Consider the following 15,014-nt stretch of genomic DNA (forward strand, 5'->3'; position numbering starts at 1 on the left):
ATTATGAGTGTTGCAGTAAATTCGTGCCAGCTTTTCGGTGGGTCTAGCTATGTAACCGGATGGCTTGGAATGATATACCTTGTAATGGGGGTATCAATATTCATAATAGTTGTAGTTTACATCGTCAGCAAGCTTCTTACTTCATCACTTAATGCTAAATTGACTGCAGTGGTAAAATCAGAAATAATGCAGGTATTTTTAGTCGCAATAATAATACTTATATTGATGTCGTTCTTAGAAACATCCTGCAGCCTTACTACAGGAGTAAGCAAAAGCTTGACAGGTATGGATTTGACGCCATTCCAATTCTCCAGTTATTATCTGGGAAATTTGGCATTTGGTAGGGGAATAGATATACTTGAACAAGTATATACATATGCTATAACTTATGCTATAGATTCCAGGATTTGGGGGATTATAGGCACTCTTACAAGCCTTACTTCGCCTGACATACCTTTAGGTAGCCTAGTCAAAGTCAGCTTTCCTATAGGCGGGGATTTGGGGGGCATGTATTCCATAATCTCCGATGGGTACATTGCAATCCTTGCTCCTATATTGGTAATCTCAATCGGAATGCTCCAGCTGCAGTGGCTGGCCCTGCCAGTGATAGAGTATACGGCATTTACAGTTATACTGCCAGTAGCCCTGGTACTCAGGATATTCTCGTTCTCTGGTGGAGGATTGAGGCGTGCATCTAATGACTTCCTTGCTCTAGCGATAGCGATGTACCTGATATACCCATTGATGATTTCGTTCGATGCATATGCAATTAGCTTTATATTCAGCCCTGCAAACCCTGTTTACAGCTGTACGAACTGCCTTAACACACCGTTTACTGTCAATACTACCAGCTCTGCCGGATTTTTCTCTAGTATATACAACTCAACTTCAACCGCGTCTTCAACAGGGTTTTCGGTCACTAGTCCGTCTATAAATACGTTGCTTAGCACGACCATTCTCTCAAGCTATGCTTCCTCCCTTTTCCCTCCTGAAGCGATAGTTGAATTCAACTCGATAATATCAGAGATGGGCCAGTATATTTTCACTGCCCTGTTCATGTTTGGCATTGACATAGTTGTGACGGTGGCATTTGCGATGGGATTGTCAAGAGGATTAAATTCCGGAATAGAGGGCGCTGCGTCGTTCTGGTCAGGAATATGAGGTTTAAAAAATGATAGATACAATGCTTGCGATAACGTCCTTTTCCAATACAAGGACAAACCTTATACCGCTTATAGCCCTGGCTATAGGCCTGGACGCATCGTTTGTGAGCATTTGGTACATATTGGGCAGCCTGTTGAACAACAACTCGCTCAAGCAATCCGCAATAAACGAGATTTATCAGCTTTTTGGAAACATAATTATAGTAATATTGATAGTATTCCTTCTGCTCGCGTTCAGCAGCATATTCTACAACTCGCTGCAGGGAACAAAGATGATGAACAGCACCACTATATACAGCATGTGCCAGAACATCAACAGCTCTTCGAGCCTTTCAATACTAAATCCCAGCGATTCTGGCAGCGGCAGCTCCCTGCTTTATAGCGGCAAGTCGGGAAGTTTCCCTGGCTTATGCGAGATGGTCAAGAACCCGACGACGACAACTGAAAAGATAGACTACCCGGTTGCTACTTCAGCTGTGATACTTGCAAATTTGACAAACCAGACTTTTACAAACCTTAACTATCTGTTCGGTGTCGAGGCTTACATTGGTTTCTTAAGCAAGCTTACACCCACTGATGCAATATGTACAGGTGAAATAGCTCCCCCTGACATAATACCGATTTCATGCGTGGTTCCATTTTCAAGCCTTCCTATACTGCTGTTCATAAGATCCCAATATACCCCCTTGTCAGGTTACAGCGCAATTTATTCAGGGCTGGCAACTTTAGGGGGCTTGATTACTACTGCCATGGAGTCATTCACCGCCCAACTGCTTATAATAGTCTCATTCATTTACGTATGGCCAATACTTCTTTTCTTAGGGCTCGCATTGAGGTCTGTATTCTTTACTAGAAGGATAGGGGGATTGTTTATAGCGCTAGCCGTTGCATTCATATTATTTTACCCTTCTGTAATGGCCCTTGAGTACCTTAGCCTCAACCGTGTGGTTGCTCCGACTGATGTGCTTACAGTAAACAGTACAGTAGTAGGAAGCAATGTCATAGCGCCCGTATACAATTACACCGATACCTCTTCAAACAAGTTGGGTAGCTTAGACTTCTTTGTTGAACCCAGCATAAAGAGCGTTGCGCAGTCAACATCCTGCTGGGCGGGGACAGGTTCGGGATTGATATTGACAGAGTCTGGGATGATTCTTGAAACCGACTCTGTTTCAAACCTCGTAGATTTATATAAAGTTTTTGACGGTGGATTCGATGGGGATGTTGGGGCATACTCGTTAGGGCTCGCGACATGCAATGAACAAGGTGCAATAAGCACCCTTTTTGCTTCATTTGATATATATGGAATTATGGGCATAACTGCATACCTGCTACCGATATTTAACATAATAATAGTTATTTCCGGAGTAGTTGGACTATCTGGAATGCTCGGAGGGGATACAAATTTGGCTGGATTGAGTAGATTGTTATGACAAGATTAAGATTTGCGGCGGTTGGCATTTCGCTGTTCTTAGTGTTATTCATGGAGCTTGGCACCGGATTTGCACCTGCAGCCACAACCAGTTATCTGCCAGCCAACCTATGCGGGAGCATGTACAATGTGGCAGGGAATCCAACAGGGTTTGTAAAATATGAGAGCTTGACTGGCTTGTTGGCGATATCGCTCATACTTTTGACCATAATGCTTCTCATCACTGGAGTACTGTGGGCATTTGGCGGTCTGCTGGAAATGCCAAAGCTGAAGGAGTCAGCAAGAAGCGAGATTGGTGAGGTACTACTCACAGGATTGATAGTTGTTATAATTTTAGGCTCGTTTTCGCTGACCAATTTTTCGGCAGGAGATGCCCTTCCCCTATCGAATGGGCTTTTCAGCTCGCGCATCTATTATGATGACTGCAATGTGATATTTACTGGGGTACAGAAAGGTATATCTGAAGATATAGGGCTTTTGGCTTATGACGATGTGGTTAAACTTATATCTTCTTTAACCTTGACAATCGAGCCTGGATATTTTGGCTATTCGTTCTCTCCATACGCCGGAATGGGTTATGGCAGCAATGTAATAGGAGTTACAATGAGCATAGTTGGAGGCGTAGTAATGCTTTCATTCGCAGGCATCTTAGTATTGAACTATGTGTTCATCATAATGCCAATATTCCTTTTCATTGGCATTGTGCTTAGGACAATCCCCTGGACCAGACCGGCAGGAGGGGCTTTCATAGGCATGTTCATAGGGTTTTTCATACTGTTCCCCTTGCTTCTGCATTTTATGATAGTGGGAAGCATACAGACAATCAACCTGGCCACGGTTTCATCAAGCACACCTACCAGCCTTCCTGGATTAAGCGGACTCACCAATGTGCTGAATATAATGGGAGACATAGAGGGATATGTTAGTGATTTTTCAGGAGGAATTGCCGCAGTGAATTCGGTTATAACTGATATCATAGGGCCTTTACTTTATATAATATTGTCGCTTTTAATAACACTTATAATTGCATTTGACTTTACAGATACTATGGGAGACCTTTTAGGCTCACCCAGCTTAAGTTCATCAGGAGGGTTGAAAAAGTTAGTGTAGTAAATCAATAATGGATGTTTAAGAAGGTAAAAAAATGTTTGGAAAAAACAAAAACCATGGGAAGTTTGCGATCGCGCTTCTGCTAGCATTAGCTTTAATTGGATCTGCATACTTGTTTGCCGTGCAGACTCCTATCGCATTTGCTGGCCCTGCCGGATATGGCGCTTCACCAAACAACGCCAACCTTGTTGCTGCCAATTCGGGAGTTGAAGGTTATGGTCTTGCCAGCAGGCTAAATGTACAGGAACTCTCATTGGTAAGTCCTACAGGATTCGCATCAAAATGGCTTGCTCTTGCCTTCATATTTGCAATATCTATTATAATGGTGGCAGTGTTCGTATATGAGATAAGCAACATATCCAACAGCACAAATGGGAAGATGTGGGCAAGGACACAGATCTATGAAGCGGTCCTTTCAATAATAATGCTGCTTATATTCATAGGCATAGGCTCAATACTTATGGTAAATCCAAAGGCGGCTTATAATTCGGTAGGGTTGCTGCCTTTTCAGTGCAACACTGCGAGCATAAACACGATTTACAATTTGTCGGCATGTGATATGGGGACATTTAACTCAAATGTCGATTCGCTTATCTATATAATATATGGATTTACATTCTCTTCTGGCCTTGAGCCTGGTTTTTCGGTAAGCGTGACTCCTTTGGGGATTGAGGGCCAGCAGAAACTTTGGTCGGTATCTGGCGGAATTTCCAGCTTCATGCCCTCCTCTTCACTAGACATATATAGCTATGTTATAGTGGCACTGATAACACTATTGATACTCAATTATGTTCAGATGATACTTTTGACAGGGTCCCTATTTTTCCTTGCGGTTTTTGTGAGCTTGGGGCTTGTATTGAGAGCATTGGGCTTTTCCAGGAGTTTTGGAGGATCATTAATAGCTCTTGGAGTGGGGCTGGGCATAATCTACCCTCTTCTCGTATCAATTTCATATGGATTCGTGGTTGCATCGCAGTCTGCCATAGTACTGCCATCCTTCAGCGCAATTTCCAGCTCCGACCCTCTTGCAATCGTAAGCAACTTCATAAGTTACATGTTCGGAGGGTACCTTGACTCAATAGGATATGTTTTGGTAGGACTTACATTCCTTCCATTCCTAAACTTCATAATACTTGATTCGTTTATGATAGACTTCTCTTCTGCGATAGGAGAGAGGATAGGTTTTATGTCATTGATGACTGGCTTGGTGTGATATTATATGAATAGGTTTTTTAAATTTACAATTCCGGCGCTTTTCTTGATTTTAGTCGTACTTCTGAGCTATGGCTTAATCTATAACCAATTTAATAACACGCTGAAGTCAAATTACGGTTATGAAATATTGAATTTTGGAGGGGCTGGAGGGAGCTCTTCGAGCCAATGTGGCCTTGTCCCTTCTTCAATATCGAAAACGATATCAAGCAATGAACCTTGGTACTGTCCTATAAATGAGGAGATTTTCAATGACTGGCAGACTTATCTTCCTATAGCTGTGATAGTGCTTTTGATTGGGCTCTTTGTTGATATAATAATATTCGGTATAGGCGTAGCGCTCAAGAATGACAGAGTCAGGAACATTGGAGTTGGGGAGCTGTATGAAACCTTTGCCAGCGCTATAATAATCTTTTTGTTCCTTTACATATGTGCGGTTACCTTTGGACTTATTCCTGGCGTGTATGTAGGCAACATAAACCCATATGCAACCGCTTTCCACCTGATGCTTACAACATCCAATTCTGTTGAGAAACTTTACACTGGCCTTTTCCATACTTACGCCATGGACAAGTTTATTACTTCAATTGAAATAAAATTTTATGGAAGCAACCTTGGGGATTTGGATTTGAATACTTATGGGCAATATATATACGGAGTAGCCTATACCCCTCTTGAGATCGGTTTCATAGAACCTGCAAGCTTCATTATGTCAATGCTCATAGATGGGACTGCAATTTTATACTCGGAGTATTATCTTCTTGTGTTCTTTTCTGTCAGCGCCATACCTGTGTTCATAATACCTGGAGTAATATTCAGGATAATACCTCCTACTAGGGGTCTTGGGGGAATGATGATTGCCCTTGGAATAGCATTTTACTTGGTATTCCCAACCCTGTTTGCTGCAGTCTATTATTTCTCTTCAAGTTCATTTTTGACACAGATAAGTGTAGCTACACTGCAGGCGGAGCAGATAAATTCGCAGGGAATCGCCTCTGCCAAGGGCTTCTCAAGCACAAGCCCTGCTGCTGAAAATCTAAGCAGCATACAATCAAGCATGAGTTCTTTCTGGCTACTGGTACTGTTCTACCCCGCACTGATAATTGCGGTATCCTACGCATTTGTGCAGACGATAGCGCAGTTCATAAGCGGATCGACATATTCAAGCCGTAGGATAAGAGGTTTCGTGTGATTGCATTGATGGATGCAATTGGCATTTATTTGTAAAATAAGCATTAGTTTTTTAACTTTTCAATTTAAAATTATAATAAATAATGAATTAGGTAATTTACTTGAACAATAATATGTTATTTGGCATTGAATACGCTATTTCGATATTGTTCTTGGTTGCTGCAATAGTTATGCCATTGAGCATTGGCGGCTATCTAGTCAAGATAATATTGTTTTTAATCGCCATGATCTTTGATGTCATAGCGTTCACCTCCCGTTATTATGCTTACTTATTTATACCGTTTATAAAAGGAAGAGGGAAGAGAGTGGTATTAAGCAATGAGGATGCATATTATCTCTCCGCATCTGCAGATTCTATATTGAAGAAGGTAGGTGACAAATTCATAGCTACTGTATATATCTTATTGCCCGTTTATACTTCTTCCACTGAAATGAATGACGACCAAAAGCTTGAGTTCACCCAGAAAGTTAGCAGGATGGTAGGGATTACACGCGACCCGGCAAGATTCACTACGGAGGTACTGATAATGAATAAGGATGACTACCTAAGAGAGCTTAAAGATGCGATTTCACAAGCGGACAATGAAGTTGCACAGCTTAACCTTAACAAAAACCCGGACAAAAAAAGGATGGAGCATTATAAGGGTAAATCCGTTATGCTCAGAAACCTACTAAATGATATGGGAAAGGTTACATCTTATGAAGAAATTTCTTATGTTACAGTATCGGCATACGGCTACAAAGAGTACGAAGCCGTAGCAAATGCACAGCAGAAAGCAAGGGAGCTTATATCAGGTATAAGCTCTGTTTTCGGTGTCCCTGTAAGCATAATCACAGGAAACGAGCTACTAAAGTTTGTTGAACCGGAATACCTTATACCATATGTTACGGTTACTACGCAGATGAACAGTGATTTGGAAAGCAAAGTGATATGATGGATGAAACTACGATGATTTATCTTGCACTTACGCTTGTGGTGCTTCTCCTTGCATTTGGGACAATTGGGAGCATTGCCAAGGGTATATATTATGACATAGCAATACTGCTTATCATTATAACCGCAGGCTTGATAGTGATAATCAGCCAAGTGGATTATGTTATGTTCACAATGCTTACCTCATTGTTGGGCACTACGATAAAACCTGCAAATAACTATATGATAAATAAAAAGCAGGATTCTATAGTAAAAAATGTGAATAACCTTTATTATGCAACAGGATATGTAACTGCAAACCTGTTCCCTTACGTATTCAAGAATGAAAATCCTCCAGAAGATGAGGAGGATAGGATGAGCCAAGCGCCTGAGTTATGGGAAAATATAGTAAGGAGTCTTGGATTTCCATTCAAATTCCATGTTTTTTCAATAGGCCTTAATGTACAGGCTTCCAGGGACGAGCTTGAAGGGAAAAGGTCTTACCAAGAGTTCCAACTATCAAGGGCTTTGCAGGGAAATGCAAATGAGACAGTAATAACAAGCCTGCAGAGGCAGATAAGGATTCTGCAATCCAAGATAGATATGATATCTTCCGGAGAGAAACCTATAGCTACTATCATGTATATAGAGACGACTGCCGTGGGTATTACCGATCAGGAAGCTCTTGATAAGCTTTCATCCCAAGTAACAGCCATACAGGTTGCGTTTAGCTCGTTTGATGTTGAACTCAGGAGGATAGTCGGGAGAGAATTATATGAAATATTCAAGTTCAACTTTGCACTCCCTCTTACAGTTAAAGATGCTTCAAGGCTGTTTGACCAGCAGGGTTGATTAGAAGATGATATTATGTCTATTGTAAAGATGCAACACGTGATGAGCAATGAGGTGTCTAAGAGGTCATTTTTGTCAAGGCCTCCAGAGCCGCCGGCAAATATACTGCTTAATGATCCTATGAATTCAATTTATATAGGCAATACCAAGATATTCAAGATCCCGTTCGCTTGGAATTTCGACAATGTCACCAACCCCCATATAGCAGTAGTGGGAATAACAGGTGCAGGAAAGAGCTATTTTGTAAAGACCTTCCTGATAAGGGCAAACTATATATGGGATACGAATGCTGTGATAATAGACTGGGCTTCGGAGTACAAGGCATGGGTACAGCAGAGCGGTGGCACAATACTTTCATTGGGGAAGGGGGACTATATCAATATCATGGACCTTGCAGGTATGAAGCCATTGGATAGGGTCAAGCAGATAATGGGCGCATTTGAGATACTTACGGATATCGCGTCTTATCCTGAACAGCGCAGGCTGACTGAAGAGGCTTTGGAGCAGGCTTACGCCAATCTGGGCTTCAACTTGGCGGAAAGGCCGCCTGAAGGCAAGGATGCGCCGACGCTTAAGGATGGGATAGCCCTGCTTGAAGAGCAGCTTCAATCGGGAGGATACCAGTACCCGGCAGAACTTGAAAATGCAATATATAGGCTTAGGCAGTTTGCGAGGCCAGGGGAGGACTTCTTCTCAAGGAAGAGCACTTTGGACATAGAAAAGATGGCTAATTCTGGATTGGTCGACATAGATCTTTCAGGATTGTCTGATGATACTTTTAGGGCATTGGCAGCATTGTTCATCTTGCAGACATTGAAAGAGAAAATGAGGTTTGAAGGTTTTGCCGAAACAAAAGGGATAAAGACCTTCGTGGTGCTTGATGAAGCTTGGAAGGTGGCCAGCGATGACAGAAGCGATGCAATCACGATAGTCAGAGAGGGAAGGAAATACCAGTTCGGGCTCATAGTGGCATCCCAAAACCCCACGGATATTAATGAGGCGATATACTCAAACGTGGGCACTAACTTCATACTTAGGATAAAATTTGAAAGGTTCCTTGATTACATACAGGGCTCTTTGAACTTCTCGCCTTATATCAGAAGCGAGATAAGCAATTTCGGAGTAGGTCAAGCCGCTGTGGACATGTCATTCACAACATCGATGAGGTTCCCAAACATATTCGTTCTGGACAGGATAAAGGGTGAAGAGCCATTATACATATACACAATAAACTTGACAGATGTGCTGACACAGGCAGAGGTTTCGGCCAACCTTCTCCCAAGAGATTACCAGTTTGAGGAAGATGAGCTCAAGAACAAGATGATAAACTATAACGTCAGCGGGGACATAATAAACCAGCTGTTTAAGAAGCTGGACAGCCAGGGGAGGACCATAAACATGCTTGATTTCGTGAGAACCCTTTACTCTTACCATCTTAGGGTGGCGGATATAATTGCGTTGCTGAAAAGCATGAGCATAGAGGACCTTCTCATAACAAGGATAATCTCCTCTTCAGGTGTAAGAAATGAGTGAACAGAACTCTTATACGATAAGCAAGGCAGACCTCAGGAAACTGCTGATAAACTACAAGATTAGCGAGGACACTATCGCCCGGTTTTTTGGGGAGCTGGAAAAGTCCCATAGACATATAAATGCACTCGCGTTCGTATCGATATTGGAGAAGTCTGGAGTAGACTTAGATAATATTGTAAACATATTGCGCCGCCTTGGTATGGATGACGTCAGGATAAATAATATACTGAATGATGAAGACGAACAGAAGCTTGCAGCAGAGCCAGGAAGGATATTCAATGCCTCAGTTGAATTCAGCGCAGAGGATGAAGTTAATGAGTAAAAGCAGCATATCTAACAACAGGTGCATAATATGCGGCCAGCAGAAGCCAGGGTTGCATGTGAAAGATGATTTTGTACTGGATTCAATAAGATGGATCAAAAGGAACATAACCAAAAATGAAAAGGGGTACAAACTGGTAGTGTGTAAGGAGGATTACAAAAAATACCTTAAAGAAAGGAACAAATATATAAGAAGGCAGATATTTTATATAGCGATAGGGATAGTGTTTGCGGCATTGCTGATAATAATGTCGGGTGGTTCGATAGGTGCAATACTCTTTGGGCTTGCTATAATATTGCTGCTTTATCTGCTTTCGCTCCTTTCATATATTCCAGCAGTAGATCTTCCTGAAAAATTTGTATCAAAGGATTTAAAAGGGAAATATGATAAATGAGTATTGTTGTGTTATAAGGTGTATGAATGCCTGAATCTATGGGGATAATAAAACCTAAAGTAAAAGAATTCTACTTAAATAGCAGGTTAGTTGGAAGTTTCGACGATATGCTCGGCAGGTTTTCTGATGTAAAGACATTTATATCGAAAAAGCAGCAGGACAATTCATTAGTTTTAGTCTCTATAGAGAGCAGGGATATGCAGAAGAATCCTTTCCTGTTCATAGTTCTTGTATTCAAGCCTGATTCTATAACTGTGCAGTATTCTATACCGCTGGACAGCAGCGAAAAGATGAGAAAGATTTATGTTATAAGGGCTGTGCTTGAGCTGCTTGCACTCGTTACAGACCTATATATTGTAGACCAGAGTGCACTTTATACTTATATCAATTCTTCTATAGATGATATATTGGGCTCATTAAGTCAAAGCTACAGTTCGTTGTTCAATAGCTATGATTCGTTGTTCAGCGAATTCAGGGAAATACGCAGGCTTAACCTTGAGCTTCAAAATTCGAATAAAACGCTTACAGCAAAAGCGGTCCAGATGGAAGACGAGAATAAAAGGCTTAATGAGCAGCTGGATCAGCTGCATAAGTATTCCGACCAGGCTTTGATGGTTATGGTCGAGGATTGGATAGACGAGCATAACAACACAATAGACTTGGATGCGTTTTCCAATACGCACCACATACCAATATCAAGAGTCGAGCAGATACTTAACAAGATGGTCACGGAAGGTTACATATCCATACAGGGATGAATATGATATACAATGTCAGGGTAAATCAAAAGCTTAAATATGTAAGAGTCTACCGAATAGTTAAAAGGCTCTCGAAAGGAGAAAACGGCTTGACAAAACTTTTCGTAAAACTGTTTGCAAAAAAGGGGAATACGGAGTGATGGCTGAATGAAAAAGAAGATAGCTATTTTAATTTTAGTCGTGGTCATGGCAATAATCTTTGCAGGGATATTTGCTTATCTCTCCAGTCTCTTCGCACAGCTAAAGCCTCCTGCGCCTCCAGTATTGAAATATATAGCGCCTAGTGAAAATGTGTACCTTACAGGGCAAAATCTGCTGTTTTACAATTATAGCTACGACATCATGCCTTACACTCTTTTGGACTATGCAGCATCAAATGTAACCGGGCTGTACATCAATGAATCGATATTGCAGAAATCCCCTCCTTCCTACAACGAGATATACATATTGAATTATACTAATGACTGCTTGTCATGCTCCAACCCGACCGCGGAAGTAAGCTATATTACCAATGACCTTATAAAATACAGAATCATAAGCAATTACAGCCAAGTTCAGGTTGTGTCCGCTTCACAGGTTGCTTCTTTACCAAATAACTCCATACTAATAATAATGAACGGGAGGCTCCCAATATCAATGATGGGCAACTATAGCTTGTCGGACAACAATCCGCAATTGGCAAGGCAATACAATGAAAGCAATACCTCTGTAATCGGATATGCATTGATGAAAGGCATTTCAATAATCTATATAGGGAATGATTTTTCAAGCTTAGTTGGGCCTGGAGATATCGTGGTCCCGGATAGCAGGATGCCCTCTTATCTTTCAACTTCCGGTGTTTCGCCGCTGCCAAAAGAAAATGGATTCTATTTTACAAACAGGACTTTTGTATTTAATAATGGAAGAACGTATGGGCCTGTATCATATACCTATGTTTATAACGGTACTATAATTGCATTCTCCAATTACCTCAGTTCATGGCCTTCATTGAACGATTCCGCTTACGATATAGCTAAGTCAATATCCCAATTGTACTGGATCCCCACTTATATATCTGGAACAGCTACGGTAAATGTTGGATTGAACAATGTGGTGTCAGGATCTGAAGGAGTATTTTTGAACAGCAGCACCTTGGGCTATTCATACCCCCTAATAAAAAAGCTGAATTCCGGGATAATAAGAATAGTCGCCTATACCAATAGCACCTATGGATTTGGGAATGGATCAATCTATAACTATCTTACTTATAAACCGGATTACAAGGTATACGGAAAATTGGGCATACAGAATAACATCGTAGCGGGATCCACAGATCCTGTTGATATGGACATTTTCACCAATTCATCAACAAATGTAAATATAGTCCCCCATCTGGCAATATACTATACCAACATGACCAAATTTGAGGATATATACCTTACATCTTTTGAAGCCTCGGGCAACTTTTCCTTGATACAGTACAAGACATTTACACTACCTCCAGGACAGTATATAGCGATTCTAAGGAACGACCTCGATTTTGACTATGCCTCTGCATTATTCACGGTCCCTCCCATTTCGGTAACCCTGTCTCCGTATTTCACAAAAAATGTGTTCACCTTCACTGTATATTCACAGGGTAAGCCAATCTCTGGAATTCCATACTCAATAAACGTCGATGGCAAATATACACAGAATGGAACAGTGGAGAACGGTGTAATAAATTATACCTTGCCTAAGACTGCACCAAAGCTTACAACTAAATCCACGTTTAACCTAAATATGCTTTCTACGGATTTTGTAAACACTGCAACACCGCCAACATTCCATATAAACTCTGAATACATAGAAGCCGGAATTGTATTCCTTGTCGCTTTCATAGTCATAGTATTTGTGCATCCGGCACCAAGAGACGAATTTTATATTGATGTGTCAAATCTGCCAGTAGCCAAAAAACAGGACATACGTTTAAAGGACATAGATCTGATTGGAGCATTTGACAAGCTTAATACTTATTACCATTGGAGGTATATGCCTTTGACAGTGCATGAGTTCAGGACCGCTGTATCAAATTACATCCGCTCCAACAATATACCTGTGAACCTTACTCTGAACAACATCAATACGATACTTACACAGATGGTAGAGAAGAACGAATTGGTTTCTGTAAGAGATCTTTATGCGCCAAAATCATGGATCACATTGAGCAAGCATGACATTGCATATCTGGCCATATTCAAGGAGCTTAGGATGTTCATGATATCGCATGCGATAACCTTTACAGACCTGGATAGCAACGACAAGGCAGACATGGTAATAGCAATGAAGGACCAGAAGGCGAATATAATAATTTATTCGAAGACATCAAAATTCAAGGAGGTATCTATAACTCCAGGATTAAAGACCTTTATAGTATTCTTGAGCGAGGAGGAGCTGAATAAGTTCAAGGAAACTGTTTACAGTGTGTCCTCTTATGATATGGATCTTTTCAGGATTTACCTATCTTCAGGGTTGGTAAAATTGGTGAGCTTGGACAACCTAAATGACCTGCTCTCCTGATTCGCCTGAATCGGTCTCCTCTATGTCTTTTTTCTTTATGTAATGAGATTCTACAAGGGTTGACAGCTTTTCCTTTATCATGCCTCTGTCCATGTCAGTGATGAATGCCAAATCCGAAGACAGGTGGTCAACATATTTGATTATTGATTTATACTTGCTCATCTCAATCTTGTCCCTCTCTTTGTTCTTCAGGTAATGATGCATCTCCCTTGCACAGTCCATCAATGCAAATTTTATCTCATTGACTATAGATTGGTCCTGCTGTATGGATTCCTTGCCGACCCCTGAATAGGGTATATAAATTGAGGACATGTTGACCATTATGCTTACAGGCTGCTTTTCCAGGTCTATGTCATACCTCTTCCATGATACTTTCTTTACCGCTTCTGTAATCGCACAGCTTCCCGCGTCAAATAGCAATGGAACTTTATTCGCAAACCTCATTATATTTGATGTATAATCGTTGTCTTCTGTTTTCTTCCCTGCATTTCCGCCTATCGCTATAGCCGACTCTATTATAAATGGTATCCCTCCATAGAACACCTTTGGCTTCCTCTCTGTCACTGAGATGTATTCTGGATTTAGTATGTTAAGGACTGTCGTTTTGATTTGGGATTTTCCCAGTATGCTTAATGATGAGGCATCTGGAGCTATCCAGTCTATTTTCTTGAATGCGTTTATAAGCATCTCTGCATCATCCCAGTTTATTTCAGAGGGGGGCTTGTCAAAATCAATATTGCAAACTTTTCTTAGTTCTTCGATTTTCTTGGGGCTTACACGAGTAAATGAGTTCTGAAGAAAAGTCGAAATCTTTTTCTCTTGTGATACCTGTGAGAATTCTATTATGTCATTTATGGACAGCCCTAATGGATGGGGCTTTACTTCCTTTGGCTTTTTAGGTATTGCATTTATTGAACGTGTAAATATGTATTTTTCGGATTCGGGATCGATGAATGCTATCTGGCAGTGTGGATTTACAAGCGCCGTCCTTTTCAGGTACTCGTAAACACCTCTGTCACCTCTTTCATATTTTATCTCTCCAAAAACCCCCTCAACTTTAAGCCCTGTGCCACTATGATTTATGTCACTCATATTGGAAACTACGGGGGTGTTGTCAATGGTATTGATTGATAAATCACATGCATAAGATTCGTTTAATGTTGTGGACTCTATATGTATAGGCTTGCCTGTTGTCATGCTAGAGAACAATGTGCACCCTGCGGCTCCTATACCCTGCTGGCCTCTCTGCTGCTTGTAAGAATTGAATTTAGTGCCAGCAAGAATGGTGGCAAGCGCTTTTCCAATGTATTTCTTTGGTATCCCCGGGCCATTGTCTTCTATGCTGATCCAATACTTGTTTTCACCTGCATCTTTTATAGAAACTGTTATCTCTGGAAGTATGCCTGCCTCTTCACATGCATCCAGTGAATTTGTGACATATTCGTGGACTATCGTGACCATAGAATGGGCTAACCCGGAATAGCCCAGCATCTGCTTGTTCTTCTTGAAGAATTCTGAAATTGAGTGCTCCTTGAATTTGTTGAATATTGAATCCGCACTCCCTACTGTTTCATTGGCATTATTAATTGGAGGCAT

General features: G+C 41.1%; 14 protein-coding genes. 13 read left to right on the forward strand and 1 reads right to left on the reverse strand.

What is annotated here, in order from left to right:
- Positions 1–3: 3 nt before the first annotated feature.
- From Mia14_RS03605 to Mia14_RS03660, 13 genes are all read left to right on the forward strand, one after another.
- Positions 4–1,161: a hypothetical protein gene (locus tag Mia14_RS03605; protein ID WP_088820291.1), complete on the forward strand. Its 1,158-nt coding sequence runs from the start codon at positions 4–6 to the stop codon at positions 1,159–1,161.
- A 10-nt stretch (positions 1,162–1,171) separates the two neighbouring features.
- On the forward strand, positions 1,172–2,596 hold the full coding sequence (locus Mia14_RS03610) for a hypothetical protein (RefSeq protein ID WP_088820292.1): 1,425 nt from the start codon (positions 1,172–1,174) through the stop codon (positions 2,594–2,596).
- Complete coding sequence (locus Mia14_RS03615) at positions 2,593–3,705, forward strand: hypothetical protein (RefSeq protein ID WP_124216899.1); 1,113 nt, start codon at positions 2,593–2,595, stop codon at positions 3,703–3,705. The genes Mia14_RS03610 and Mia14_RS03615 overlap by 4 nt, the downstream gene beginning before the upstream one ends.
- Before the next feature lie 34 nt (positions 3,706–3,739).
- Positions 3,740–4,918 carry a hypothetical protein gene (locus Mia14_RS03620; RefSeq protein WP_088820294.1) on the forward strand — a complete coding sequence of 393 codons (1,179 nt, stop codon included), beginning with the start codon at positions 3,740–3,742 and terminating at the stop codon, positions 4,916–4,918.
- A gap of 45 nt (positions 4,919–4,963) precedes the next feature.
- Positions 4,964–6,109 carry a hypothetical protein gene (locus Mia14_RS03625; RefSeq protein WP_124216900.1) on the forward strand — a complete coding sequence of 382 codons (1,146 nt, stop codon included), beginning with the start codon at positions 4,964–4,966 and terminating at the stop codon, positions 6,107–6,109.
- 100 nt (positions 6,110–6,209) lie between these two features.
- Positions 6,210–7,043, forward strand: a complete 834-nt coding sequence (locus Mia14_RS03630; protein ID WP_088820296.1) for a hypothetical protein — start codon at positions 6,210–6,212, stop codon at positions 7,041–7,043.
- Positions 7,040–7,873 carry a hypothetical protein gene (locus Mia14_RS03635; protein ID WP_124216901.1) on the forward strand — a complete coding sequence of 278 codons (834 nt, stop codon included), beginning with the start codon at positions 7,040–7,042 and terminating at the stop codon, positions 7,871–7,873. Before Mia14_RS03630 ends, Mia14_RS03635 begins: the two co-directional genes overlap by 4 nt.
- Positions 7,874–7,888: 15 nt before the next feature.
- Positions 7,889–9,406, forward strand: a complete 1,518-nt coding sequence (locus tag Mia14_RS03640; RefSeq protein WP_088820298.1) for an ATP-binding protein — start codon at positions 7,889–7,891, stop codon at positions 9,404–9,406.
- A complete protein-coding gene (locus Mia14_RS03645; protein WP_088820299.1) occupies positions 9,399–9,728 on the forward strand; it encodes a hypothetical protein in 330 nt (109 codons plus the stop codon). Before Mia14_RS03640 ends, Mia14_RS03645 begins: the two co-directional genes overlap by 8 nt.
- Positions 9,721–10,122: a hypothetical protein gene (locus Mia14_RS03650; RefSeq protein ID WP_088820300.1), complete on the forward strand. Its 402-nt coding sequence runs from the start codon at positions 9,721–9,723 to the stop codon at positions 10,120–10,122. Before Mia14_RS03645 ends, Mia14_RS03650 begins: the two co-directional genes overlap by 8 nt.
- Positions 10,123–10,148: 26 nt before the next feature.
- Positions 10,149–10,880, forward strand: coding sequence for an MreC domain-containing protein (locus Mia14_RS03655; RefSeq protein ID WP_088820301.1), 732 nt, complete (start codon positions 10,149–10,151; stop codon positions 10,878–10,880).
- 2 nt (positions 10,881–10,882) lie between these two features.
- Positions 10,883–11,020 carry a hypothetical protein gene (locus Mia14_RS05145; protein WP_157891454.1) on the forward strand — a complete coding sequence of 46 codons (138 nt, stop codon included), beginning with the start codon at positions 10,883–10,885 and terminating at the stop codon, positions 11,018–11,020.
- Positions 11,021–11,027: 7 nt separating this feature from the next.
- Entirely contained in the window at positions 11,028–13,418 is a 2,391-nt protein-coding gene (locus tag Mia14_RS03660) for a hypothetical protein (protein WP_088820302.1), read from the forward strand.
- On the opposite strand, the gene top6B is transcribed toward Mia14_RS03660, so the two are convergent.
- Entirely contained in the window at positions 13,398–15,014 is a 1,617-nt protein-coding gene (gene top6B, locus Mia14_RS03665; RefSeq protein ID WP_124216902.1) for a DNA topoisomerase VI subunit B, read from the reverse strand. The two genes, Mia14_RS03660 and top6B, sit on opposite strands and share 21 nt — an antisense overlap.

Origin of the sequence: Candidatus Mancarchaeum acidiphilum (genome assembly GCF_002214165.1) — an archaeon.
GTDB classification, from domain to species: domain Archaea; phylum Micrarchaeota; class Micrarchaeia; order Micrarchaeales; family Micrarchaeaceae; genus Mancarchaeum; species Mancarchaeum acidiphilum.

Excerpts from the sequence above, each read along its gene's own strand:
- Mia14_RS03605 (WP_088820291.1), top strand. The coding sequence starts at position 4 with ATGAGTGTTGCAGTAAATTCGTGCCAGCTTTTCGGTGGGTCTAGCTAT.
- Mia14_RS03610 (WP_088820292.1), top strand. The coding sequence starts at position 1,172 with ATGATAGATACAATGCTTGCGATAACGTCCTTTTCCAATACAAGGACA.
- Mia14_RS03615 (WP_124216899.1), top strand. The coding sequence starts at position 2,593 with ATGACAAGATTAAGATTTGCGGCGGTTGGCATTTCGCTGTTCTTAGTG.
- Mia14_RS03620 (WP_088820294.1), top strand. The coding sequence starts at position 3,740 with ATGTTTGGAAAAAACAAAAACCATGGGAAGTTTGCGATCGCGCTTCTG.
- Mia14_RS03635 (WP_124216901.1), top strand. The coding sequence starts at position 7,040 with ATGATGGATGAAACTACGATGATTTATCTTGCACTTACGCTTGTGGTG.
- Mia14_RS03640 (WP_088820298.1), top strand. The coding sequence starts at position 7,889 with ATGTCTATTGTAAAGATGCAACACGTGATGAGCAATGAGGTGTCTAAG.
- Mia14_RS03645 (WP_088820299.1), top strand. The coding sequence starts at position 9,399 with ATGAGTGAACAGAACTCTTATACGATAAGCAAGGCAGACCTCAGGAAA.
- Mia14_RS03650 (WP_088820300.1), top strand. The coding sequence starts at position 9,721 with ATGAGTAAAAGCAGCATATCTAACAACAGGTGCATAATATGCGGCCAG.
- Mia14_RS03655 (WP_088820301.1), top strand. The coding sequence starts at position 10,149 with ATGCCTGAATCTATGGGGATAATAAAACCTAAAGTAAAAGAATTCTAC.
- Mia14_RS05145 (WP_157891454.1), top strand. The coding sequence starts at position 10,883 with ATGATATACAATGTCAGGGTAAATCAAAAGCTTAAATATGTAAGAGTC.
- Mia14_RS03660 (WP_088820302.1), top strand. The coding sequence starts at position 11,028 with ATGAAAAAGAAGATAGCTATTTTAATTTTAGTCGTGGTCATGGCAATA.
- top6B (WP_124216902.1), bottom strand. The coding sequence starts at position 15,014 with ATGCCTCCAATTAATAATGCCAATGAAACAGTAGGGAGTGCGGATTCA.